This is a genomic window from Bifidobacterium sp. LH_450, assembly GCF_056356715.1.
This window is the reverse complement of sequence record NZ_JBKEUU010000001.1, coordinates 299,725-321,470: the sequence shown is the minus strand read 5'-3', so window position 1 is coordinate 321,470 and position 21,746 is coordinate 299,725. Positions and strand designations below refer to the sequence as shown.

Genomic DNA, 21,746 nt, shown 5'->3' with positions numbered 1-21,746 from the left:
GGGCCTGGTGACGCCGGTGGTTTAGAAGGTGCCGGTGGATCGGCCCCGCAGGCGTTCGACGAGATGGCGCGCGGCGTGATCCAGGGGCGCAAGGGGCTCGGCTTCAGCCTCGTGTGACCCTGGGCCTGCGCCAGGACGGGCTGCTGCCAATGACAAGCCGGCAAGGTACGTTGGTAGGCATGTCTCTTACGATTGGTATCGTCGGCTTGCCCAACGTCGGCAAGTCCACCATGTTCAATGCATTGACCCGCAACAACGTCCTGGCGGAAAACTACCCGTTCGCCACCATCGAGCCGAACACGGGCATCGTGCCGTTGCCCGACAGCCGCCTGCCGGTGCTGGCCGACCTCGTCCACACCGAGAAGATCGTGCCGGCGACCGTCACGTTCGTCGACATCGCCGGCATCGTCAAGGGCGCTTCGGAAGGCGAGGGCCTGGGCAACAAGTTCCTGGCCAACATCCGCGAGGCGGACGCGATCTGCGAAGTCGTGCGCGCGTTCGAGGACGACGACATCGTCCACGTCAACGGCAAGGTCGACCCGGCCGACGACATCGACACGATCAACACCGAGCTCATCCTCGCGGACCTGCAGACCATCGACAACGCGCTGCCCAAGCTGGAGAAGGACCTGCGCGGCAAGAAGATCGAGCCCTCCTACATGGAAGCGGTCAAGAAGGCCAAGGAGATCCTCGAATCCGGCCGCACGATCGACGCGGCGGCGCAGAACGGCGAAATCGACAAGGCCGACGTCTACGACCTGCACCTGCTGACGGCCAAGCCGTTCATCTACGTGTTCAACGTCGACGACGCCGAGCTGTCCAACGAGGAGCTCAAGCAGAAGCTGGCGGCCTCGGTGGCCCCGGCGCCGGCCATTTTCCTCAACGCCCAGTTCGAGGCCGAGCTGACCGAGCTCGACGAGGCCGATGCGCGGGAGATGCTCGAGGACGCCGGCCTGGCCGAATCGGGCCTCGACCAGCTGGCCCGCGTCGGCTTCGACATCCTCGGGCTGCAGACGTTCCTGACCGCCGGCGAAAAGGAAGTGCGCGCCTGGCAGATCAAGAAGGGCGCCACCGCCCCGCAGGCCGCCGGCGTCATCCACACCGACTTCGAAAAGGGCTTCATCAAGGCCGAGGTCGTCTCCTACGACGACTTCGTCGAAGCGGGCGGCTCGATGGCGAAGATCAAGGAAGAGGGACGCCTGCGCCTCGAGGGCAAGGACTACGTCATGGCCGACGGCGACATCGTCGAATTCAAGTTCAACGTTTCGAAATAAGCCGTTCGACAAGCCTTGGCCAGCCCAGGAGGGAAAAGCGTGAACCGAGAGCCTGCAGGACCCCGGTACCAGCCGCCTGTATACAGCGCCCATGGCCCGCAGGGCATGCCGGTGCGTCCGGCCGACCCTCCCCATGCGGCCCAGCCTGCTGTGCAGGGCGCGGCCGGTACTGCGCGACAGCCCTATGCCCGGCAGTCTCGCTACGGACAGCCACGGCCATACCCCCAGCAGCAGCCCCAGGGACAGCCCCAACGCTATGCGCAGCCGCGGCGTGGCTTCCAGGCGGCCCAGCCCTATGCCCAATCCTATGCCCGGCAGCCGCGCTATGCCGGGCCTTCCGGCCAGAGGCGGCCGGCGTCCTATGCCCCGCCGCGCGCCGCCGCGCCGCAAGCCCCTTACCGGGGGCGGGCCGCCTACCCTCCTGCGCAGCAGCCGTATATGGCCGGCCCCATGCGCGCCGCGGCGCCATATGGCCCGGGCGCCTATGCGCAGGCGGGGGTGCCTGGCGGCCGCCCCATGGCCGTGCACCGGGGCTCCGGCGGCGGCAAGGCGGCCGTGCTGGCCGTCGTCGTCATCCTGGTGCTGCCGTTCCTGCTGATGCTGGCCATCGCGGCCAGCCAGACGAACCGGATGTCGTCGTCCGCGTTCTCCGGCGCCTATGCCAGCTCGTCGGCACGCCCTTCCGCCTCGTCGACGCCCTATTCCTCATCGCAGCCTTCGGCCTCGTCCGGCTCCGGAGCGGATGGCCAGACGGCCAGCGAAGCCTACGAATACGTCAGCGGCCAGTACGATGCCTATGCAGCCAAGCTCGGCGCGTCCAGCGGCAACGCCGGCGACGTCACCTACGCCGCCCTTGCGCAGCTGGGGCTGCCGGCGCGCTCGGTATCGAAGCAATACGCCCAGGGGTTCCTCAGGTCGCTGGGCAACGTCCGCGACAGGCTCGCCTCGCCGTCGCTGTCCGCGGCCGATGCGGCAGACTACCGCAGCCGCGCCGACGGCATCGTCAGCGCCTTCGAGGCGCGCGAACCCATTCCCAGCGCCAGCGGAAGCTACTCGGACGACTACGGGCTGGGCGACATGCTCGACTCCATCGCGGCATGGGACGCACGCGAACAGCAGGTGGCCGCGCTGTCCACCGACGGCATGGAGCCCAAGCGCATCGCCGAAACGCTGGCGAACGCCGCGGGCACCGAAGTGCGCTACGTCGATTCCTCCTCGGCCGCGTCGTGCAAGGCAAAGCAGAGCGACGGCAGCGACTTCAAGAATCTCGGGGACGACAACACGGCCGCCTTCGTGTGCGTGCTGGACACGGCGTCCAGCGGGGTGCCGCTCATCTACGTCATGAACTCAGAACTTGCTTCGATGCAGCGGTACTATGCCTACGATCGGGCGTCCGCCAGCGCCGATTTCGGCGCCGTCATCCGCCATGAAATCAGCCATATCGCCGCCTATGAGCGTTGCGGCACGTCGACGCCGTCCGTCACCTACGGCGTCAACGGCGAACGGGACTGGGAAGGCGCCGCGAACAGCTATGCCTACCTGTTCCTCGGCGCCGACAAGAACGCGATATACGCCGACAGCGACTTCCCGCAATACAACTTCAACGCGACGACCGACGGCATGGCGAAGAACATCCATGCCAACGTCTGCGCCGTCGACTGACACGCGGCGCCGCTAGCGGCAGTTGCGGTAGGCGAACCGCCTGATCTGCTGCAGCGCATGCCGGCTTTCGTCGAGCCAGCTCATGCATACGGGGAAGACGTGGCCGAGCGTCTGCGTCGGAGCCACCTTGACGTCGTGCAGCTCGAAATCGGCGCCGGCTTCGGCCAGCACCGCAGCCAGCGAGAGCGTTTCGGTCTGGATGAAATCGTCGCTGCTGGTCAGCAGGTACAGCGCTGGCAACGGCTCGGCCCGTTCGCTTAATGCCGCAACGGCCTGCGCCGGGTCGAGCAGCGCCGCGCCGACCCCTTCGAAGAACCCGTCGCCGAGGCTGTGCTCCAGCCCTTCGCGCGCCTGCGCGCCGGGGGCGAGGCGGAAGGCGCCGCTGACCAGCGCGGCTCCGGCGACCGGCAACGGCGCCGCGTCGCCGAAGCCGGCCTGCGCCGCCGCCCACGGGCTTGCGGCGATGAGCGCCGTCAGCCATGCCAGCGCGCCCCCTGCCGAATCTCCTGTCAGGAACACGTTGCGCCCGCTGGCCGGCACGTCCCCAAGATGCGCGGCGATCCACCGCAGCGCCGCCTGGATGTCGCCAAGCTGGCCTTTGAGGTCCGTCTGCGGGGCCGGGCGGTAATTGAGATTGAACACGGCGAACCCTTCGGCCGCCAGATGCGTGCAGAAATTGCGGTTGAGCTCCTTGTAGCCGTAGCTGAAGCCGCCGCCGTGGATGTCGATGAACACCGGCAGCGTGTGCCCTCCGCGCACCGCCGCGTCGTGCGGCAGGTAGAGGTCGAGCAGGTGGCCGCGGCATTCGCCGTCCCCATACCCTCCGTCGGGAAGGTAGGGGAGGTCCTCGAAGACGTCGATGCCCTCGGGATCGTGCCAGTAGGCGGTGCGCGGGAAATCGAATGCCGCCGTGTCCAGCCGGCTGCGCACGATGCGCTCTGCGGTGGCGGAGCCCTGCGTGTCGCCGTCGATCTGCGTCCAGTAGCGCGCCAGCTTCGCCATCGTCTCGTCGTCGGGAACCGGGCCGTCCCAGCTGGCCGGATGGGGGTACGGGTTGTGCGTTGCCATATCGTCCTTCCCCGCCGCGCGCATGCGCGGCGTATGCTGGCGTCTACGATACCTCCGCGGCGCCGCGGGCGCAGCCAGGCGCCCCCTTTGCGTGGGTTTTGTGGAGAAGATTGCCGGTAAACGTTTTCTGCCGATGGGCCCCCTGCCTACGGCTCGCTGGGGTTGCGCGGCGTTCGTTGGCAGCGAGAAAACGGGCGGCAGTGTCCATACAGTTCAGTGCGAGGGGTTTTAATGGAAGCATGAAAGAGTTCTGTACAAAATGGGGGAAGCGGATCGCCACCCCGCAGATGGCGGTGGTAGCGGTCCTCACACTGGCCGCGTCGTTTATCGGCTCATGGCTGAAGCAGTATCCGGGATTCAGCCTGCTGGGCGCGCTGATCATCGCGCTGCTCATCGGCATGGTCATCCAGTTCCCGCTGCGCTCCTGGTACGTGCACGGCGACGCAACGCGCGCCGCGGGCGTCAAGGACGCGGCGGGGCTGATCGCCAACAAGCTGCTGCGCCTGGGCATCATCCTGCTCGGCTTCAAGCTCAACCTCGAGCTGCTGCTCACCACCGGCGCCAAGTGCCTGCCGCTGGCCGCCGTCATCGTCGCGCTGACCGTCGTCGTCACCTACGCCATCGCGCGCTGGCTCAAGGTCGATCCGATGCTGGCCATCCTCGTCGCCGGCGGTACCGGCATCTGCGGCGCCGCCGCCGTCATGGGCATCTCCGGCTCGATGAACGTCGCCGACGACCGCAAGGAGGAGAAGGCGAACGACGAGGTCATCGCCGTGGCCATCGTGGCGATCATGGGCGTCGTCTTCGCGCTCATCGAACTGGTGTTCGGCCCGATGACCGGCCTGTCGAAGACCCAGCTGGGCATCGTCGCCGGAGGCTCGCTGCATGAAATCGCGCATGCGGTCGCGGTCGGCGCGGCGCTGGGTTCCGAAGGCGAGACGATGGCGATGATCATGAAGCTCTCGCGCGTGCTCATGCTCGTGTTCGCGGCGATCATCATCGCGATCTGGTGGGACAAGACGAAGTCGGAGGTCAAGACGGACGGCAAGCGCAAGGTCGCTTTCCCGTGGTTCATGATCGGCTTCATCGTCGCCTCCGTCATCGGCACGATCCTGATCGCCTCCTGCGGCGCCACCGGCCAGCAGATCACCAACGTCTGCGTCGACATCGCCTACATCCTGCTGGGCATGGCCATGGCGGCTCTGGGCATCAACGTGAACTTCTCGGTGCTCGCCAAGCGCGGCAAGAACGCGATGCTGGCCAGCTTCATCGCATCGGTGCTGCTGCTCGGCTTCTGCGTGCTGATCGCCGTCGTGTTCTTCTAGGCGGCTCCGCCGGGGTATGCCGCCCCGAGGCGCCCCTCTAGGCCCCTTCCCGGTCGGGGAGGGGCCTTATGCGTTGCAGCCGGCGTCGGGGTCTTCCCCTCTATCCGGAATGTGGCGTGGCTCACAGTATCGGCATGCCAAAACGTTTTAGCATGCGTTCCGTTCCGCAATCCGGTATGGAGTGCCCGCTATGTGGGTACCGGCATGCGCGTTGCCGCCGATGCCGCTACAATTACGCCGGGTAAAGCGGAGCCGGTGGACGGCCCTGCTTGACCGGGCTCGTTCGCACGGCCCGGATATTCGACCGGCGGCTCGTGCGGCCGCTTCCGGTTTTCGCGTTTCTTTCCTTCAAGATTCCGCGGGGGAGTGCGCGCTGGGACATCTTCGGCTTGCCGCCCGCAGGCCCTGTCGTTCCTGCGCACCAACGGAAATCAACGAAAGAGGAAAGATGTCCAATATGTTCACCTGGAAGCTCCACGGCGACGGCAAGAAGCTCGGGCCAGGCGAAGTCGTGGAGCCCAACGAGCGCCTGACGTGGCCCCGCGTGGCCGGCATCGGCGCGCAGCATGTCGTGGCGATGTTCGGCGCCACGTTCCTCGTGCCGATCCTGACGGGCTTCGATCCTTCGACGACGCTGTTCTTCACGGCGTTGTCCACGGCGCTGTTCCTGCTGATCAACAGGAACGTGCTGCCCAGCTACCTCGGCTCCTCCTTCGGCTTTATCGCCCCGATCGCCGCCGTCTACTCCTCCGGCAAGGGCATCGCCGTGGCGAGCTTCGGCATCATGTGCACGGGCCTGCTGCTGGCCCTGATCGGCGTCATCGTCCACTACGCGGGGTCGATATGGATCGACCGCATCATGCCGCCGGTCGTCAACGGCGCCATCGTCGCGATCATCGGGTTCAACCTTGCGCCCAGCGTGTGGAGCAACTTCCAGGCGGCGCCGGACACGGCCCTGATCACGCTGGCCGCCGTGCTCCTGGTCGGCATGCTGTTCAAGGGGATGCTGGGGCGCCTCAACATCCTGCTGGGCGTGCTGATCGGCTATGCCTACGCGTGCGCGCGCGGCCAGGTCGATTTCACGGCCGTCAAGGAAGCGGCATGGTTCGGCTTCCCGCAGTTCCATACGCCGCAGGTCGATTTCTCGGTGCTCCCGATGTTCCTGCCGGTCGTGCTCGTGCTGGTCGCCGAGAACGTTGGCCACGTCAAGTCGGTGGCGCAGATGACCGGGCGCGACTACGACGACCAGATCGGCACCGCGCTGATCGCCGACGGCCTGGGCACGTCGATCGCCGGCTTCGGCGGCGGTTCCGGCACCACGACGTACGGCGAGAACATCGGCGTCATGGCCGCCACGAAGGTGTATTCGACGGCGGCCTACTGGTGCGCGGCCGGATTCGCGTTCCTGCTGAGCCTGTGCCCGAAGTTCGGCGAGATCATCAACTCGATCCCCGCCGGCGTTCTCGGCGGCGTCACGACGCTGCTGTACGGCATGATCGGCATGATCGGCGTGCAGATCTGGGTGGACAACAAGGTCGATTTCGGCAAGCCGCTGAACATCATGACCGCTTCGGTCGTCATGATCGTCGGCATCGCCGACTTCACGTTCGCCGCCGGCGAGGTGCAGTTCAACGGCATCGCCATCGGCTCGATCGCCGTGCTCGTGCTCTACCACGGCCTCAAGGCCATCGGCAAGGCCACCGGCGCCATTCCGAAGGGCGGCTACGAGGAGATCGTCGACGAACCCATCACGGACCCGCTTGAAGGCAGGGCCGGGCAATTCGTCGAGCGCGAGGACTGATTACAGCCCGGCGCGCCGCGCTTCGAGCGACTGGCGGTATTCCTTCGGCGTGGCGCCCATCGCCTTGCGGAACACGGCGATGAAGTAGCTCGACGACGAAAAGCCGCACGCCCGCGCGATTTCCCCGACCGGGCTGGAGGTGTCGGCAAGCATCTGCTTGGCCGCCTCCAGCCGGCGTTCGGTGAGGTATTCGTTCGGCGTGCGGCGCACGTATTTCTTGAACAGCAGGCAGCATTGCGAGCGGCTCACCAGGCCGGCGGCCGCGATGTCGTCCAGCCCCAGCGGCTGGGCGTAGCTGCGCTGGATCAGGCCGGTCATTTCGAGGATCGTCATGCGGTCGCGCTGCTCCAGCGGGGAGGCGGCGCCTTCGGCGCTCGATGGCTGGAAGCGGTCCAGCACGCCGTCGCATAGCGCGATTGCCTGGCTGACGGCCGGAAGCGGGTTGGCTGGCCGGGCCATGAGGTCGACGACCGAACCGATCAGCTCCAGCGTGGGCCGGTCCGCGTCCCGGCGGGAATCGAGCAGCAGGAAATCGTCCATGTTCTGGGCGAACGCATGGCTGCAGCGCGCCTGGGTGGCGCTGGAAAGCGATTCGAACAGCGCCGGCGAAACGACGACGCATTCGTACCAGGCTTCCTTGCGGCCGGGGGAGAAGGAATAATGCAGCCGGCTGGAGTTGACGACGATGCCGTTGCCGGCGCCGATCGCCATCGTGGCGCCGTTGACGAAATACCCCAGCTCGCCGCTGACGACGCGTATGAATTCCAGGTCGCGGTGCCAGTGGCACGGGCACCGGTAGTTCGGCAGCGCCGAGATCGGATCGCGGCGCGCATAGATCGGCACCTGCGGATCGTTGTAGGCAAGCCGTTCCGACAAATCGGAGAACACCGTGCTGCAGTGCGCCGTATCGGCCGCATGGCGCTGCGCTGGCCGTGCAGGTCCCATCGCCCCTTCTCCCTGTGCTGTCCGAATGGAAAATACGATTCTGATATTACAGCGCCGCCGCCCCGGATACCAAAAGTTGGGGGATGGCGCTAAGGTGGGATGGTTTCGCGCGCCTATGCGCAGCTCCTACTATGTGAAAGGCCATCGTGCCGAATACTGAATCTGAACTTCATCCAATCAACGAGCCGATGCCGCTGGCGATGGAACCGTCCGCGGACGTCGACGAACTGGAACGCCTCGACGGCGACGGGCAGCCGGCGCCGACGTTCGCCGAGCTCGGCGTGCCCGGCCCGCTGGTGCGGGTGCTTGCCGCCGACGGCAAGAAGACGGCGTTCCCCATCCAGGCCGATACGCTGCCCGATTCGCTGGCCGGACGCGACGTGCTGGGGCGCGGGCGCACCGGCTCGGGCAAGACGCTCGCCTTCGCCATTCCGATGGTCGCCAGGCTTTCCGAAGTGCGCTTCGACGGCAACGCGACGATGAGCCAGTTCCGCAAGGCCGTCAAGCGTTCGCGCGACGGCCGCAAGGAGGAGCGCATGGCCGAGGGGTTCGTGCCCCATCCGCGCGGCCTGGTGCTGGCGCCGACCCGCGAGCTGGCCAACCAGATCGCCGAAGTCGTCACGCCGCTGGCGTCGATCGTCGGCATCGACGTGACGACCGTCTACGGCGGCGTGCGCTACCAGCGCCAGATCGGCGACCTGCGCCATGGCGCCGACATCGTCGTCGCCTGCCCGGGGCGCCTGGAGGACCTCGTCGAACAAGGCCAGCTGACGCTGGCGGACGTGCAGGTCGTCGTGCTCGACGAAGCCGACGAAATGGCCGACATGGGCTTCCTCGAGCCCATCCAGCGCATTCTGCGGCAGGTGGCCCCCTCGGCGCAGCACATGCTCTTCTCGGCCACGCTGGACCATGGCGTCGGCAACGTCGTCGAGGAATTCCTCCACGACCCCAAGGAACACAGCGTCGACGAGGTGACGAGCGCCGTCGATTCGATGACGCACCACGTGTTCCAGATCCGCAAGTCCGACAAGGCCGCGCTGGTCGACAGGCTCGCTTCCGGCAGCGGGCGGCGCATCCTGTTCACGCGCACCAAATTCCAGGCCAAGAAGCTTGCCAAGCACCTGACGCAGTCGGGCATCCCCGCCGCCGAACTGGACGGCAACCTTTCGCAGAACCAGCGCGACAGGAATCTCAAGGCCTTCGAAACCGGCGCGGTGAACGTGCTGGTGGCCACCGACGTGGCGGCCCGCGGCATCGACGTCAGCGACGTCGAGCTCGTCGTGCAGGTCGACCCTCCCCAGGACGCCAAGTCGTTCCTGCACCGTTCCGGCCGCACCGCCCGCGCCGGGCGTGCCGGCGACGTCGTCACCGTCATGACGCCCGAAGAGCGGCGCTACGTCAAGCATCTGGTGAAGAAAGCCGGCATCGAATGGAAGCCGGTGAAGGTGACGGTGGACGACCCGCTGGTTTCCCAGCTGGTCGGGCAGGCCGCCGAACCCGTCTTCGGATGGACGCTCGAGGAGCCCAAGGCCCAGAGCCGGGGGAAGGGGCGTTCCTCCCGCCCGCGCGGCAAGGGCCACGGGAACGGGCGCAACGCCAGCGGTACGGGCCGCCCCGCCAACCGGGCCGAACGCCGGGCGGCTAAATACGCCGGCCGCAAGCCGCAGCGCTCCGGCGAGCCGTTCGACCTGGACCGCGAACTGGGGCAGGTCGATGCCGAACGGCGCGCGGCAGCCGAACGCCGCGCGGCGAAAACGGGCGCAAAGGCCGGCGTGAAAGGCAAGCGCCGCGACGGGCATCTCCATGACGGCGACGACGAACGCTACGGCAAGAAGCCGAAAGGCGGCAAGGCCGGCAAAGGCTCCGGCAAGAACGCGGCATCCCGTGGCGCACAGGCGCAGCGCAAGCGCGCGAAGGACAAGGGCCCGCGCAGGGGCGCCGCAGGCAACCCGGGCCGCAAGCCCACACGCAAAAGCAAGGCGCCGTTCCGCCAGGGCGGACGGCGCCGGTAAGGGTTTCCCTGCTACTCGAGGCGCGGCCCCATCGCCGCATCCTGCGCCTTCTGCTCGGCGTGCCGCGTCTCCTCCTTGCGCACGAGCCGGCGCAGCGGGCAGCCGCCCTGGCGCTGCGACGGCACGGCGTCGGGGTCGCCGCCGTTCATCGTCGCCGCGATGGACGCCATCAGCCGGCTCGGCAGCAGCCGCGCGGCGAGTGAACCGGCCTTGGCGAACCATCCGGCATACGCCAGCGGCTTGCCGCCCATCATCTTCTTGAACGCGAAGGCCGCCACCTGCTGCGCCGTGGCCGGCTTGACATAGCTGTAGAAGTTCTTGCCGCGCATGGAAGCGGCCTTTTCGAAGCCGGTGGCGACGGGGCCGGGGCATACCGTCGTAATCGTCACCCCGGTGCCGCGCAGCTCATAGGCGAGCGACAGCCCCAGCGAACGCACGAACGCCTTCGTGGCGAAATACATCGCCATATAGGGTCCCGGCATCGTGCCGGCAATCGACGAGATATTGAGAATCTTGCCGTCGCCCTGATGGACGAAGTCCCTGCCGTACAGGTAGGTCAGTTCGGCGACGGCGTGCATGTTCACCGCCATCATCGCGTTGAGCTTGCCCCACTTCGCGTCGACGAATTTCGCATAGTCGCCGAAACCGGCGTTGTTGATCAGCCGCGTCACCTCGAATCCGTTTCGCTGCGTGAACGCATGCAGCTGCGCCGGGGCGTCCGGCTTGCTCAGGTCAAGGGCGATCGTGGCGACCTTGACATGCAGCTTGCCTTCGATTTCCGCCTTGACCTGGTCAAGGCCCTCCTGACTGAGTCCCGTGAGGACGAGGTCCTGGTTTGCCTGCGCGCTCTGCATCGCAAGCTCGCGTCCCAGCCCCCCGTCCGCTCCGGTAACGACCGTATATGCCATCGCTAGCCTCCTGTGAACCGTGGCATGTCCGTAACGTTTCCATTGTCCCTCCGCGCCGGGGGAGCCGTGCCGGCTTTGGCGTCCAGCACAAGGCGCATTGTCGCGACGATGCGCCGCGAATCGCCCGGTTTACGGCGCAATCGGGCCGTTCGCGGAAGATTTCGCCGTGCCGTGCGGTTCATCTTCTAGAATCATTGGCCAACACCAAGGGAGGGGAAACATGTCGACAGCCATCGTCCTGATCGTGGCGGCGCTGCTGTCCGCGCTGCTGCTGTGGTTTTTCTTCGCGCCGCGCAAGGCCGTGGGGGCGACCCAGAAGGCGGGTTCGCAATCGGCAGTCATCACCGTGCGGGGAGGGTACACCCCGGCCGTGCTGCAGCTGGAGCCCGGCAAGCCGGTCCATCTGACGTTCGACCGGCAGGAGAGCGGGGAATGCTCGTCGCACGTCGTGTTCGAGGATTTTGGCATCGACGTGGCGCTGGCCCCGTTCTCGCGCACCGAAGTGGACCTGCCGGCGCTCGCCAGCGGCGACTATGGCTATGCGTGCGGCATGAACATGCTGCACGGCATGCTGCGCGTGGCCGGGGAGCCGGATGGCGCGCGGGGCGGGCAACCCGATGCGCACGGCGACCCGGCCGCCCCGATGCCGGCGCCGCAACCGGCGCATGACGCCGCGGAACGCCAGTGCGGCGCGGCATATGGCGATGCCGGCGCCACGGACAACGCCGCCGACGTCGAGGAGGCGGAACGCATCGCCCAGCGGGAGGAAATCTCCTCGCTGAAAAGGCGCCTGGCCGTCGCGTTGATCTTCGCCGTGCCGCTGCTGTGCGTGGCGATGCTGCCGATGATCCCCGCCGTAGGCGGCTGGGCGCGCTCCTCGCTGCCTGCCTGGGCGCTGTCGCCGTGGCTGCAGCTGGCGCTCGCCACGCCGGTCATACTCTACTGCGGCTGGCCCGTCCACCGCACCGGCTGGCTGGCGCTGGCGCACCGGGCGCCGGAAATGAATTCGCTCGTCACGCTGGGCACATGCGCGGCATTCGGGTTCAGCCTGGTGGCCACCGTGGCCCCGTCGCTGCTGCCTGAAGGATCCCGCGAACCCTATTACGAAGCGGTCGGCACCATCATCGCGCTGATGATCCTCGGCCAGCTGCTGGAAGCCAAGGCCCGCGAGGGGACCGGACAGGCAGTGCGCGCCCTCGTCGGCCTGAAGGCCTCCACGGCCCGGATCGTCGGCGCCGACGGCACGGTACGCGATGCCGACGCCGCCGACGTCGTGCCGGGCGACATCCTCGAAATACGCCCGGGCGACAAGCTTCCGGTGGACGGCGTCGTCGTGTCGGGCCGCTCATCGGTCGACGAATCGATGGTGACGGGCGAGCCGATGCCGGTGTCCAAAAGCGAGGGGGACGCCGTCACCGGCGCCACCGTCAACGCCAACGGGACCTTCCGCTACCGCGCCACGCGCGTCGGCTCCGACACGGTGCTCGCCCAGATCATCGCGCTGGTCAAGGCCGCCCAGACGTCGAAGGCTCCGGTGCAGCGGATGGCGGACAAGGTCGCCGGCATCTTCGTGCCCACGGTCATCCTCATCGCCATATGGACCTTCGCGCTATGGTGGGTCGCCGGCGTGCCGCCGGTAGGGCTGCAGGGCCTCGTAGCGGCCATTTCGGTGCTCATCATCGCCTGCCCGTGCGCGCTTGGGCTGGCCACGCCGCTGTCGATCACCATCGCGACCGGCAAGGGCGCCCAATACGGCGTGCTGTTCCGCTCCGCCGAAGCGGTGGAGAACGCGCGGCGCGTCGACACCGTCGTGCTCGACAAGACGGGGACCGTCACCGAAGGCAAGCCGCGCCTCGTGGCATGGTGGGTGTTCGACAACGGCGCGTTCTTCGAAGGCGACCCCGACGAAGATTCCGACCGTGCCGTGCTGCAGGCCGTCGCGGCCGCCGAACGGCCTTCCGAACACCCGCTGTCGAAGGCGATCGCCCAGGCCGCCGATCCGGCCGGGCCGCTCGAGGACGCGGATGGCTTCGAAGCGCTTGCCGGCCAAGGCATCCGTGCCGTCGTAGGCGGCCGACAGGTGCTGGTCGGCAATCTCGAACTGCTTGCGGGCGCCATCCCGGCGCCGCAGCGGGCGCTGGCGCAGGAGATGATGGGCCGGGCCGCCGCGCAGGGCGCCACCCCGGTCGCCGCCGCGATCGACGGCAGCCTGGCCGCCGTGTTCGCCGTCGCCGACGAAATCAAGCCCACGTCCGCGCGCGCCGTGCGCAGCCTTGAGGAGCGCGGCATCGACGTGGTGCTCCTGACCGGCGACTCGCAGGCCACCGCCGACGCGGTGGCGGCGCAGGTCGGCATCCGCCATGTCGTCGCCCAGGTCAAGCCGCAGCATAAGGAACAGGTCATCGCCGCGCTCGAAGCGCAGGGACGGTGCGTGGCGATGGTGGGCGACGGCATCAACGACGCCCCGGCGCTGGCCCGCGCCGATATCGGGTTCGCCATGGGCGGCGGCACCGACGTGGCGATCGAGTCGGCCGACGTGACGCTGATGAACAGCGACCTGATGCAGGTGGTGACCGCCCTGGACCTCTCCGGCGCCACGATGCGCAACATCCGGGGAAACCTCGCGTTCGCGCTGGGCTACAACGGACTCGGCATACCGGTTGCGGCCGGCGTGCTCTACCCGGTATTCCACGTGCTGCTCAACCCGATGATCGCCGGCGCCGCCATGGCGTTCTCGTCGCTGTCGGTTGTGCTGAACGCAAACAGGCTGCACGCGTTCCAGCCAGGGCATGCTAAGCCTAGAAGTACGAAGCGGCGCGGCGCCAAGCCCCTGGACCTCGATTTCGATTGGCAGGGGCAGCCGGGCCCGATGACAGCACAGCAAACCGTGAAAGGACTTGCCATGAAGGAACGCAAGAGCGTAGAGGGCGTACCGGAAATCGATCCGGTATGCGACATGATGGTGACCAGCGAGACCGCTGCAGCCGAACGCCAGTACGAGGGCCACGTCTTCCACTTCTGCAGCGTGGCGTGCGCCGAGAAGTTCGACGCCAACCCGGCGCTGTACTGCGACAGCCCGACCCGCCTGGCCAAGCATGATTCGAATTCCAACCACTGAGCCCTAAGGCCACGTTTTCGTAGGGCAACGATGAGGGGGGCGCCTTGCTGAAAGGCGCCCCCCTCATCGTTGCCCTGGGGCGCCCATGCGCCCCGCCTGGGCAGCCGCTTTAATCCTCGGGCAGCTCGTCCTCCTCGTCGCGCCGCCGCTTGGCTTCCTGCGCCATGCGCACCTGCTGCGCGACGGTGGTGCCCCCGGCAATCGGCGAGGGCGCCTGCCGGGCTTCCTCGCGGGCAGCCACCCGCGCCTTGCGCGCTTCGTTCGCCGCGCGCCTGGCCTCCTGCCTGCGCGCTTCCTTCCTTTCCCGGTGCGTGAGCGGCTTGCCTCCTTCGTCCGGCTGCGGCGCGATCTGCGCGGCGCCGTCCTCGTCGACGCCTTCCTCATCGGCATCCTCGTCGGCCGGCATATCGTCCTCGTCATGCTTCCAGTTGCGGTGGAACATGCTGATATCGAACCCGATGACGGCGCCGACGAAGGCCGGCACCACCCATCCCAGGGAGATTTCCGACAGCGGGATGGAATCGAGCAGCTGCGACAGCCAGTCGATATGGCCTCCGAACAGCTCCGTCAGGCTGACGATGCAGGTGCCCACCGAATCGATGGCGGTGAACAGCACCGTCCAGAAGTAGACGCGGCGGTGCTTTCCGGTGAACCGCTTGTGCAGCAGCGACAGCACGACCAGCACGATCGCGATTGGGTAGAGCGCTTCGAGGATCGGTTCGGAAATCTTGATGATGGCGTTGAGGCCGAGATTGGAAATGACGAGGCTGACCAGCGTGAACAGGGCGCTCCATGCCCGGTAGCCCACCTTTGTGCCGCCCACCGTGGGAAAGCGGTCATGGAAGAACGAGCTGACGGTGCTGATCAGGCCGGCGCATACGTTGAAGCAGGCGATGACGAAGATGATGCCGACGAACACGGTGCCGGTTTCCCCGAACGCATGCTGGGTCAGGTTGGTCAGCACGGTGGCGCCGGTGTCGGCGTCCGCGTCGATGGGCGCGATCGAGCCGGACACCATGCCGATGAAGCCCAGCGCGGCGTAGACGACGACGAGCATGATGCCGGCGAATACGCCGGAGCGCGCCGTTTCGCGGCGGTTGGCCTTGCGGCCCTTGACGCCCATGTCGCGGATATTCGCGGAGATGACGATGCCGAAGTACAGCCCGGCGAGCAGGTCCATCGTCTGGTAGCCGTTGAGGAATCCCTCCCCGAACTGGTTGGCGCTGAACGGGCCCGCAGGCGCGCTGAACGAAGGATGCTTGATGAACAGGCATACGACGAGCAGCACGACGATCATCGCCAGCAATACCGGCCCCATGATGCGTCCGAGCACCTTCGAGAGCTTTTCGGGGCGCTGGGCCACCAGGAACGCGAGCACGAAGAAGACCAGCGAATAGGCAAGCTGCGCCCATCCCTGCGCGCCGTCGCCCACGAACGGCGCGACGGCCATTTCGAAGGACGTGGAGGCGGTACGTGGAATGGCGAACAGCGGGCCGATGGTCAGGATGATCGCGATCGCCAGCACCGTCGCGAAGCCTTTGGACACGCGTCCTGCGAGGCGCGCGAAACCGCCGGCGAAGGAGACGGCCACGACGCCCAGCACCGGCAGCCCGACGGCCGAGATGATGAAGCCGAGCAGCGCCGCGGGGGCCTGGTTGCCGGCAAGCGCGCCCACATAGGGCGGGAAGATCAGGTTCCCGGCGCCGAAGAACATGGAGAAGAAGGTGACGGCGACGACGGCTCGCGCCCGTCCCGACAGCTGCGGGCGGCCTGCCGCCCCGCGTGGTGTATCGCTCATGGTGTGCTCCGTAGCGCGGCCGGCTGCTTGCGGCCCGCGCATGGTCTTGGTAGTTCGATGGAATTGGACTGTTCCACCATAACGCACCAAAAAGCCGCGGAACGCTGGCGCCGCGGAACTCGGGGCCCCGGCGGCGCGCTGTGGGCTGAATGGGGAGGCGCCCATCCGGCGGCGATAAGATATCCGACGGTGCCGGAATGCCGGCATACCGGCATAGCGGCAAGGAGGAACCCATGGGATGCGCGCTTGAAAGGCGTCCGGCGATGCGGCTGGTCCTTGCCGGCTCGATGTTCTGCGTCATCCCCGCTATGCGCCAGGCGTTCGGCGCCCGATGGCTCAAGGGGCGCACGGTGGCGTTCATCTCGTCCGCAAGCTATCCGGAAGGCTACGGCTGGGTGAACAGGGCGATGCGCTGGCCGCTGGAGCATGCGCTCGGCGTGCAGGTGCGCCTGGTGCGCGCCGGGCATGCCCGGCCGTCATGGGTGGCGCAGCAGCTGTCGGAAGCGGACGTGATCTACGTGTGCGGCGGCAACACGTTCTACCTGATGGACGAGCTGCGCCGTTCGGGCGCCGCATGCCTGATCGAAACGCTGGTGCGCGCCGGCAAGCCGTATGCAGGCGAATCGGCCGGCGCCGTCATCGCCGGCGCCCACATCGGCCATATCGGCGCGATGGACCGGGCCAGCGCCGCTCCGGGGCTGGCGGACCTGTCGGGGCTTGGGTTCATAGACCGGCGCGTCGTCCCCCATGTGGGTTCGGCTACGCTTGGCGCCAGCGCCACGCGCGTCATGCAGCGTGCCCGCGGCGGCCCTGCGCCGCTGCCGCTGCGCAACGACCAGGCGGCCATCGTGGAAGGCGGCGCATTGCGGGTGCGTTCCTATCCGAACCCGCTGGGGTGGGTGTAGCGGCGCGTACACTGGTCGTTCGAATGCGTTAATCCCGGCAATCATAAGGAAGGTTTGGCATGGGTGCAGAAGCGAACGTTGGCGTGGTCGGGCTGGCTGCAATGGGCGCGAGCCTGGCGCGCAACCTGGCGCGCCATGGATACACGGTAGCCGTCTACAACCGCACGGCGTCACGTACCGAACGGTTCATGGAACGCTACGGCGACGAGGGCTCCTTCGTGCCGTCCACCACCGTCGCGCAGTTCGTGGCGAGCCTGGAAAAGCCGCGCGTGGCGATCATCATGGTCAAGGCGGGCGAGCCCACCGACGCGGTCATCAACGAGCTGGCCGACTGCATGGAACCCGGAGACATCATCGTCGACGCCGGCAACGCCTATTACGGCGACACGGTGCGCCGTGAACGCGACATGAGCAAGCGGGGCATCCATTTCGTCGGCTGCGGCGTCTCCGGCGGCGAGGAAGGCGCGCTGCTGGGCCCGTCGATGATGCCTGGCGGTTCCGAGCAGTCGTGGCAGCGCCTGCGCCCGATGTTCGAGGCCATCGCCGCGAAGGCCTCCGACGGCACGCCCTGCGTGGCGCATATCGGGGAGAACGGCGCCGGCCATTTCGTCAAGATGGTCCATAACGGCATCGAATACGCCGACATGCAGCTGATCGCCGAAAGCTACGACCTGATGCGCCGCGGCCTGAAGATGAGCCCGAAGGAGATCGGCGACGTCTTCGAGCAGTGGAACTCCACCGAGCTCGACTCGTACCTGATCGAGATCACCGCGCAGGTGCTGCGCAAGGAGGATCCGAAGACGGGCAAGGCGCTGGTCGACGTCATCGTCGACCATGCCGGCATGAAGGGCACCGGCACGTGGACGGTGCAGAGCGCGCTGACGCTCGGCGTGCCGGTGACGGGCATCGCCGAAGCGGTCTTCGCCCGCGGCCTGTCGTCGCAGGCGAAGCTGCGCGAGGAGGCGCAGCGCCAGGGGTTCACCGGCCCCGAGGCCGGCTTCGACGTCACCGAACAGGAACGCGACGCGTTCATCGAGCATATCCGCAAGGCGCTGTACGCCTCGAAGATCGTCGCCTACGCGCAGGGGTTCAACGAAATCACCGCGGCCGGCGCCGAATACGGCTGGAACCTCGACCTCGCGCAGGTGGCGCGCATCTGGCGCGCCGGCTGCATCATCCGCGCCAAGTTCCTCGACCGGATCGCCGAAGCGTACGAATCGGGCGCGGCCGACGTGTCGCTGCTGTTCGCCCCCTATTTCAAGGAAGGCATCGAGGCGAGCGAGCCTTCATGGCGCAAGGTGGTGGCGAAGGCCGCCGAACACGGCATCCCGTGCCCGGTCTTCTCCTCCTCGCTGGCCTATTTCGACGGGCTGCGCTCCACGCGCCTGCCGGCGGCCCTGATCCAGGGGCAGCGCGACCTGTTCGGCGCGCACACCTATGAGCGCGTCGACGAGCCCGGCAGCTTCCACATCCTGTGGGCCGAAGAGGGTGACGCGCAGCGCGAGGTGAAGGCCTAGGCTTCTTGCCGCGGGAAATAGAAGAGGGGTGCCGGACTGGACCGGCACCCCTCTCCTGATTTCCCGATTTCCGTTGGCGCGTCAGCACACCCGCGCAGCGGCGTCGGCGTCGGTGAACCAGATCAGCTCCTCGGCGGCGTCGGCGAAGGAAGCGGGCGCCTGCGGGTCGCGATGGCCCAGGTACGTCATCGCGACGGCGCGCGCCTTGACCGGGCGGGACGCGCAGATCCAGGTACGGTTCGAACGCGTGATCATCGGCACCGTCATGGTCAGGCGCAGCGGAGGCATTTTGGGGGAGTGATCGACGAAGGTCACCAGCTGGTCGGGGTTGTCGAGCAGCACCTCGTCCCGGCCTGGGAACAGCGATGCGAAATGGCCGTCGGGTCCCAGGCCGAACATCGCCATGTCCAGCGAGGGGGAGGGGCCGAGCTGCGCGCGCAGCTCCTCCTCGTAGACGGCTGCCGCATTCGCCAGCATCGTGGCGTTCTCGTCATCGCCGGCATGGGCGATCTCCTCGGGGGAGCGTGAATCCGCCGGCATTTCGTGGACGTTTTCCTGCGGCATCCTGCCTTCCCGGACCAGCTGGTCGAACAGGATCTCGCGGGCCGCCGCGGCGTTGCGTTCGGGATCGGTGGCCTTGACGAAGCGTTCGTCGCCCCACCATACGTGCACGCGGGACCAGTCGACGACGTCGAGCAGCGGCGATGCCGCCATCGCCTTGAGGATGGCCGTGCCGTCGCTGCCGCCGGTCACGGCGATATCGGCGCGCTGACGCGCCGGCTGGGCGAGCAGGTCGTCGAGCAGCAGCAGCGTGCGCGCCGCCACGGCCTGCGCCATCAGTTCGGGGGAGGGGTAGGCGATGATCCGGTGCCTGCTCATGCTTCGTTGCTCCTTTGCTTGGGATTGTCGGGGTGGATCAGGTCCCAGCCCCGCGTGACTACTTCGGCATAGATTTCATCAGGGTAGAGCCGCCCGAGTTCCTCGCTCAGGCACTCCTGCAGCGTGCGCGTCGGCACGGTGATGGCCTGCGGGGACTGGCCGGGGAAGCGCACGGTCGCGATGCCCTCGTCGGCGGGGCGCCGCTCAAGGCTGACGACGCCGTCGGCGCGGGTCATGTATACGCCCGTCACCGCCGTCGCATCGGGCTCGGCCTCCATGGTGACGGGCACCCCGAGCTTGAGGCGCAGCCACGCGGCGAGCATGTCCATCGGCAGGAACCCCTGCGGTCCGGTGACGCGCACCGACGTGATGGGCAGGTGCGGCGGCTGGTCAAGCAGCGACGCGAGCATCGCGCGCCAGACGGTGATGCGCGTCCAGCTCATGTCGACGTTCTTCGGGCTCATGTTGCGCCGCAGGTCCGCCATCGTGCGCATCGGGTTGGACGAACGCATCGCATCGGTGATGCGGCTGGTGGCCATGGCCCCCAGCCGGTCCTTCGAAGGGTTGGCCGGCGCCTCAGTAGGCCACCACGCCACGACGGGCGCATCCGGCACGAGCAGCGGGATGACCAGCGAATCCTGATGGTGCACGAGGCCGCCGCGCGGCCGCAGGACGATGATTTCCCCGGCGCCTGCGTCGGCTCCGATGCGCACCTCGGCATCCAGGAACGTGCGGCCGGCCTCGTCGCGCTCGTCATCCGGGCGGATGCTTGGCGCGATGGCGATGACCCGGCACGGGTGTTCGCGGCTGGCATCGTTGGCGACGCGCAGCGCATCCTCCAGCTGGCCTTCCGCGACGGATACCACCAGCGTGAGCACGCGGCCGAGCACCGCTTCGCCCCGCTCCTCGTGCAGCGCGTTGAGCTTGTCGGACACCTCGTTGGTTTCGGTGTCCCTCATCGTGATGATCATGGCATCCTCCAGCGCCGCCCGTCGCGGGCGAGCATTTCATCGGCAGATTCAGGCCCCCACGTTCCGGCGCGGTATGGTTCGGGCTGCCCGAGCGTGGCCCAGAACCCTTCGATGGGATCGAGGATCTTCCAGCTCAGGTCCACCTCGCGGGTGGTGGGGAACAGCGGCGGATCCCCGAGCAGCACGTCGAGGATGAGCCGTTCATAGGCTTCGGGGCTCGATTCGGTGAACGAGCGGCCGTAGCTGAAGTCCATCGACACGTCGCGCACCTCCATCGAGGTGCCTCCAGGGACCTTGGAACCGAAGCGGAGCGTCACGCCTTCGTCGGGCTGGACGCGGATGACGATGGCGTTCTTGCCGAGCTCCTGGGTCGCCGTCGACTCGAAGGGAAGGTGCGGGGCCGGCTTGAATACGACGGCGATTTCGGTGACGCGCCGCCCCAGGCGCTTGCCGGTGCGCAGGTAGAACGGCACGCCGGCCCAGCGTCGCGTATCGATGTCGAGGCGCACCGCCGCGTAGGTCTCGGTCGTCGAGTGCGGGTCGATGCCCTTTTCCTCGAGGTACCCGCACACCTCTTCGGAACCCTGCCAGCCGGCGGCGTACTGGCCGCGTGCCGTATGGGCCGCCAGGTCGCGTGGCAGCCGCACGGCGGACAGCACCTTCGTCTTCTCGGCGGTCAGGTCCTCCGCGGCGAAGGAGACGGGCTCTTCCATCGCCGTGAGGGCCAGCAGCTGCAGCAGATGGTTCTGGATGACGTCGCGGGCGGCACCGATGCCGTCGTAGTAGCCTGCGCGCCCGGCGACGCCGATGTCCTCCGCCATCGTGATCTGCACATGGTCGACGTAGTTGGCGTTCCACACCGGCTCGAACATCGTGTTCGCGAAGCGTAGCGCCAGCAGGTTCTGCACCGTTTCCTTGCCCAGGTAATGGTCGATGCGGAACACCGAACGCGGGTCGAACACCTCCGAGACGACCTTGTCGAGGCGCCGCGCGCTTTCCAGGTCGTGGCCGAACGGCTTTTCGATGATGACGCGGCGCCAGGAGCCTTCGGTCGAATGGGCCAGGCCGCAGTTGGCCAGCTGGCGGGCCACGGTGGGGAAATCGCGCGGCGGCACCGACATGTAGAATGCGTGGTTGCCGCGCGTGCCCCGGTCGCGGTCGAGTTCGGCGACGGTGTCGCTGAGCCGCTCGAATGCCCTGGCGTCCTCGAACGTGCCCTGCACGAAGCGGATGCCCCGCGCCAGCTGGCTCCAGGTGGCTTCGTCGAAGCGGGTGCGGCAGTGGGCCTGCACGTTGTCCTTGACGAACTGGCGGAACTGCTCTTCGGTCCAGTCGCGGCGCGCGAAGCCGGTCAGCCCGAAGGCGGGCGGCAGCAGCCCGCGGTTGGCGAGGTCGTAGATGGCGGGCAGCAGCTTCTTGCGCGCCAGATCGCCGGTAACGCCGAAGATGACGATGCTGCAGGGCCCCGCTATGCGCGGCAGCCGAAGGTCGCGCGGGTCGCGCAGCGGGTTGCGCCACGCTTCGGATGGCTTGGCAGCCAGGGGACTTTCATTCATAACGCAC

At 67.6% G+C, this 21,746-nt stretch carries 14 protein-coding genes and 1 pseudogene; 8 read left to right on the top strand and 7 right to left on the bottom strand.

The features are described 5' to 3' along the window. The first annotated feature begins 179 nt into the window (after positions 1 to 179). Complete coding sequence (gene ychF / locus AC1AXT_RS01460; RefSeq protein WP_476540044.1) at positions 180 to 1,274, top strand: redox-regulated ATPase YchF; 1,095 nt, start codon at positions 180 to 182, stop codon at positions 1,272 to 1,274. A 438-nt stretch (positions 1,275 to 1,712) separates the two neighbouring features. Then, positions 1,713 to 2,936: a metal ABC transporter substrate-binding protein gene (locus AC1AXT_RS01455; protein ID WP_476540042.1), complete on the top strand. Its 1,224-nt coding sequence runs from the start codon at positions 1,713 to 1,715 to the stop codon at positions 2,934 to 2,936. 12 nt (positions 2,937 to 2,948) lie between these two features. On the opposite strand, the gene AC1AXT_RS01450 is transcribed toward AC1AXT_RS01455, so the two are convergent. Next, a complete protein-coding gene (locus AC1AXT_RS01450; RefSeq protein WP_476540040.1) occupies positions 2,949 to 4,004 on the bottom strand; it encodes an alpha/beta hydrolase in 1,056 nt (351 codons plus the stop codon). 239 nt (positions 4,005 to 4,243) lie between these two features. On the opposite strand from AC1AXT_RS01450, the gene AC1AXT_RS01445 reads away from it, so the two are divergent. Both AC1AXT_RS01445 and AC1AXT_RS01440 read left to right on the top strand, forming a co-directional pair. Beyond that, positions 4,244 to 5,329 (top strand): YeiH family protein, encoded by a 1,086-nt coding sequence (locus AC1AXT_RS01445; protein ID WP_476540038.1) that lies wholly within the window; start codon positions 4,244 to 4,246, stop codon positions 5,327 to 5,329. Between the two features lie 448 nt (positions 5,330 to 5,777). After that, positions 5,778 to 7,130 carry a uracil-xanthine permease family protein gene (locus AC1AXT_RS01440; protein WP_476540036.1) on the top strand — a complete coding sequence of 451 codons (1,353 nt, stop codon included), beginning with the start codon at positions 5,778 to 5,780 and terminating at the stop codon, positions 7,128 to 7,130. Here AC1AXT_RS01440 and AC1AXT_RS01435 read toward each other — a convergent pair whose 3' ends face one another. Continuing rightward, a complete protein-coding gene (locus tag AC1AXT_RS01435) occupies positions 7,131 to 8,075 on the bottom strand; it encodes an AraC family transcriptional regulator (protein WP_476540034.1) in 945 nt (314 codons plus the stop codon). It abuts the gene before it with no gap. A gap of 200 nt (positions 8,076 to 8,275) precedes the next feature. On the opposite strand from AC1AXT_RS01435, the gene AC1AXT_RS01430 reads away from it, so the two are divergent. Next, positions 8,276 to 10,087, top strand: a complete 1,812-nt coding sequence (locus AC1AXT_RS01430) for a DEAD/DEAH box helicase (RefSeq protein ID WP_476540505.1) — start codon at positions 8,276 to 8,278, stop codon at positions 10,085 to 10,087. Between the two features lie 11 nt (positions 10,088 to 10,098). Here the strand turns inward: AC1AXT_RS01430 and AC1AXT_RS01425 are convergent, their stop codons facing one another. Continuing rightward, positions 10,099 to 10,995 (bottom strand): SDR family NAD(P)-dependent oxidoreductase, encoded by an 897-nt coding sequence (locus tag AC1AXT_RS01425; protein ID WP_476540032.1) that lies wholly within the window; start codon positions 10,993 to 10,995, stop codon positions 10,099 to 10,101. A gap of 220 nt (positions 10,996 to 11,215) precedes the next feature. Between AC1AXT_RS01425 and AC1AXT_RS01420 the strand changes: the two genes are divergently transcribed. Continuing rightward, the gene (locus tag AC1AXT_RS01420; RefSeq protein ID WP_476540030.1) at positions 11,216 to 14,113 is read left to right on the top strand and encodes a heavy metal translocating P-type ATPase; all 2,898 of its coding nucleotides are present in this window, start codon (positions 11,216 to 11,218) and stop codon (positions 14,111 to 14,113) included. 454 nt (positions 14,114 to 14,567) lie between these two features. Here the strand turns inward: AC1AXT_RS01420 and brnQ are convergent. Continuing rightward, positions 14,568 to 15,911: pseudogene (gene brnQ / locus AC1AXT_RS01415) on the bottom strand (branched-chain amino acid transport system II carrier protein); the annotation flags it as partial. A 233-nt stretch (positions 15,912 to 16,144) separates the two neighbouring features. Here brnQ and AC1AXT_RS01410 point away from each other — a divergent pair. Continuing rightward, on the top strand, positions 16,145 to 16,816 hold the full coding sequence (locus AC1AXT_RS01410) for a Type 1 glutamine amidotransferase-like domain-containing protein (protein WP_476540028.1): 672 nt from the start codon (positions 16,145 to 16,147) through the stop codon (positions 16,814 to 16,816). Between the two features lie 59 nt (positions 16,817 to 16,875). After that, positions 16,876 to 18,333 carry an NADP-dependent phosphogluconate dehydrogenase gene (gene gndA / locus AC1AXT_RS01405; protein ID WP_476540026.1) on the top strand — a complete coding sequence of 486 codons (1,458 nt, stop codon included), beginning with the start codon at positions 16,876 to 16,878 and terminating at the stop codon, positions 18,331 to 18,333. An 81-nt stretch (positions 18,334 to 18,414) separates the two neighbouring features. Here gndA and pgl read toward each other — a convergent pair whose 3' ends face one another. Genes pgl through zwf form a run of 3 tightly spaced genes read right to left on the bottom strand, consistent with a single transcriptional unit; the run spans position 18,415 to position 21,739 of the window. Further along, positions 18,415 to 19,212 (bottom strand): 6-phosphogluconolactonase, encoded by a 798-nt coding sequence (gene pgl, locus AC1AXT_RS01400; RefSeq protein WP_476540024.1) that lies wholly within the window; start codon positions 19,210 to 19,212, stop codon positions 18,415 to 18,417. After that, on the bottom strand, positions 19,209 to 20,183 hold the full coding sequence (locus AC1AXT_RS01395) for a glucose-6-phosphate dehydrogenase assembly protein OpcA (RefSeq protein ID WP_476540022.1): 975 nt from the start codon (positions 20,181 to 20,183) through the stop codon (positions 19,209 to 19,211). The genes pgl and AC1AXT_RS01395 overlap by 4 nt, the downstream gene beginning before the upstream one ends. Next, entirely contained in the window at positions 20,180 to 21,739 is a 1,560-nt protein-coding gene (gene zwf, locus AC1AXT_RS01390; protein WP_476540021.1) for a glucose-6-phosphate dehydrogenase, read from the bottom strand. Before zwf ends, AC1AXT_RS01395 begins: the two co-directional genes overlap by 4 nt. Positions 21,740 to 21,746 lie beyond the last annotated feature (7 nt).

Coding starts and splice junctions, on each gene's coding strand:
- AC1AXT_RS01425 (WP_476540032.1), bottom strand. CDS start 10,995: ATGGCATATACGGTCGTTACCGGAGCGGACGGGGGGCTGGGACGCGAG.
- AC1AXT_RS01450 (WP_476540040.1), bottom strand. CDS start 4,004: ATGGCAACGCACAACCCGTACCCCCATCCGGCCAGCTGGGACGGCCCG.
- zwf (WP_476540021.1), bottom strand. CDS start 21,739: ATGAATGAAAGTCCCCTGGCTGCCAAGCCATCCGAAGCGTGGCGCAAC.
- AC1AXT_RS01430 (WP_476540505.1), top strand. CDS start 8,276: ATGGAACCGTCCGCGGACGTCGACGAACTGGAACGCCTCGACGGCGAC.
- AC1AXT_RS01395 (WP_476540022.1), bottom strand. CDS start 20,183: ATGATCATCACGATGAGGGACACCGAAACCAACGAGGTGTCCGACAAG.
- AC1AXT_RS01410 (WP_476540028.1), top strand. CDS start 16,145: ATGGGATGCGCGCTTGAAAGGCGTCCGGCGATGCGGCTGGTCCTTGCC.
- AC1AXT_RS01435 (WP_476540034.1), bottom strand. CDS start 8,075: ATGGGACCTGCACGGCCAGCGCAGCGCCATGCGGCCGATACGGCGCAC.
- gndA (WP_476540026.1), top strand. CDS start 16,876: ATGGGTGCAGAAGCGAACGTTGGCGTGGTCGGGCTGGCTGCAATGGGC.
- AC1AXT_RS01445 (WP_476540038.1), top strand. CDS start 4,244: ATGAAAGAGTTCTGTACAAAATGGGGGAAGCGGATCGCCACCCCGCAG.
- AC1AXT_RS01455 (WP_476540042.1), top strand. CDS start 1,713: ATGGCCGGCCCCATGCGCGCCGCGGCGCCATATGGCCCGGGCGCCTAT.
- ychF (WP_476540044.1), top strand. CDS start 180: ATGTCTCTTACGATTGGTATCGTCGGCTTGCCCAACGTCGGCAAGTCC.
- AC1AXT_RS01440 (WP_476540036.1), top strand. CDS start 5,778: ATGTCCAATATGTTCACCTGGAAGCTCCACGGCGACGGCAAGAAGCTC.
- AC1AXT_RS01420 (WP_476540030.1), top strand. CDS start 11,216: ATGTCGACAGCCATCGTCCTGATCGTGGCGGCGCTGCTGTCCGCGCTG.
- pgl (WP_476540024.1), bottom strand. CDS start 19,212: ATGAGCAGGCACCGGATCATCGCCTACCCCTCCCCCGAACTGATGGCG.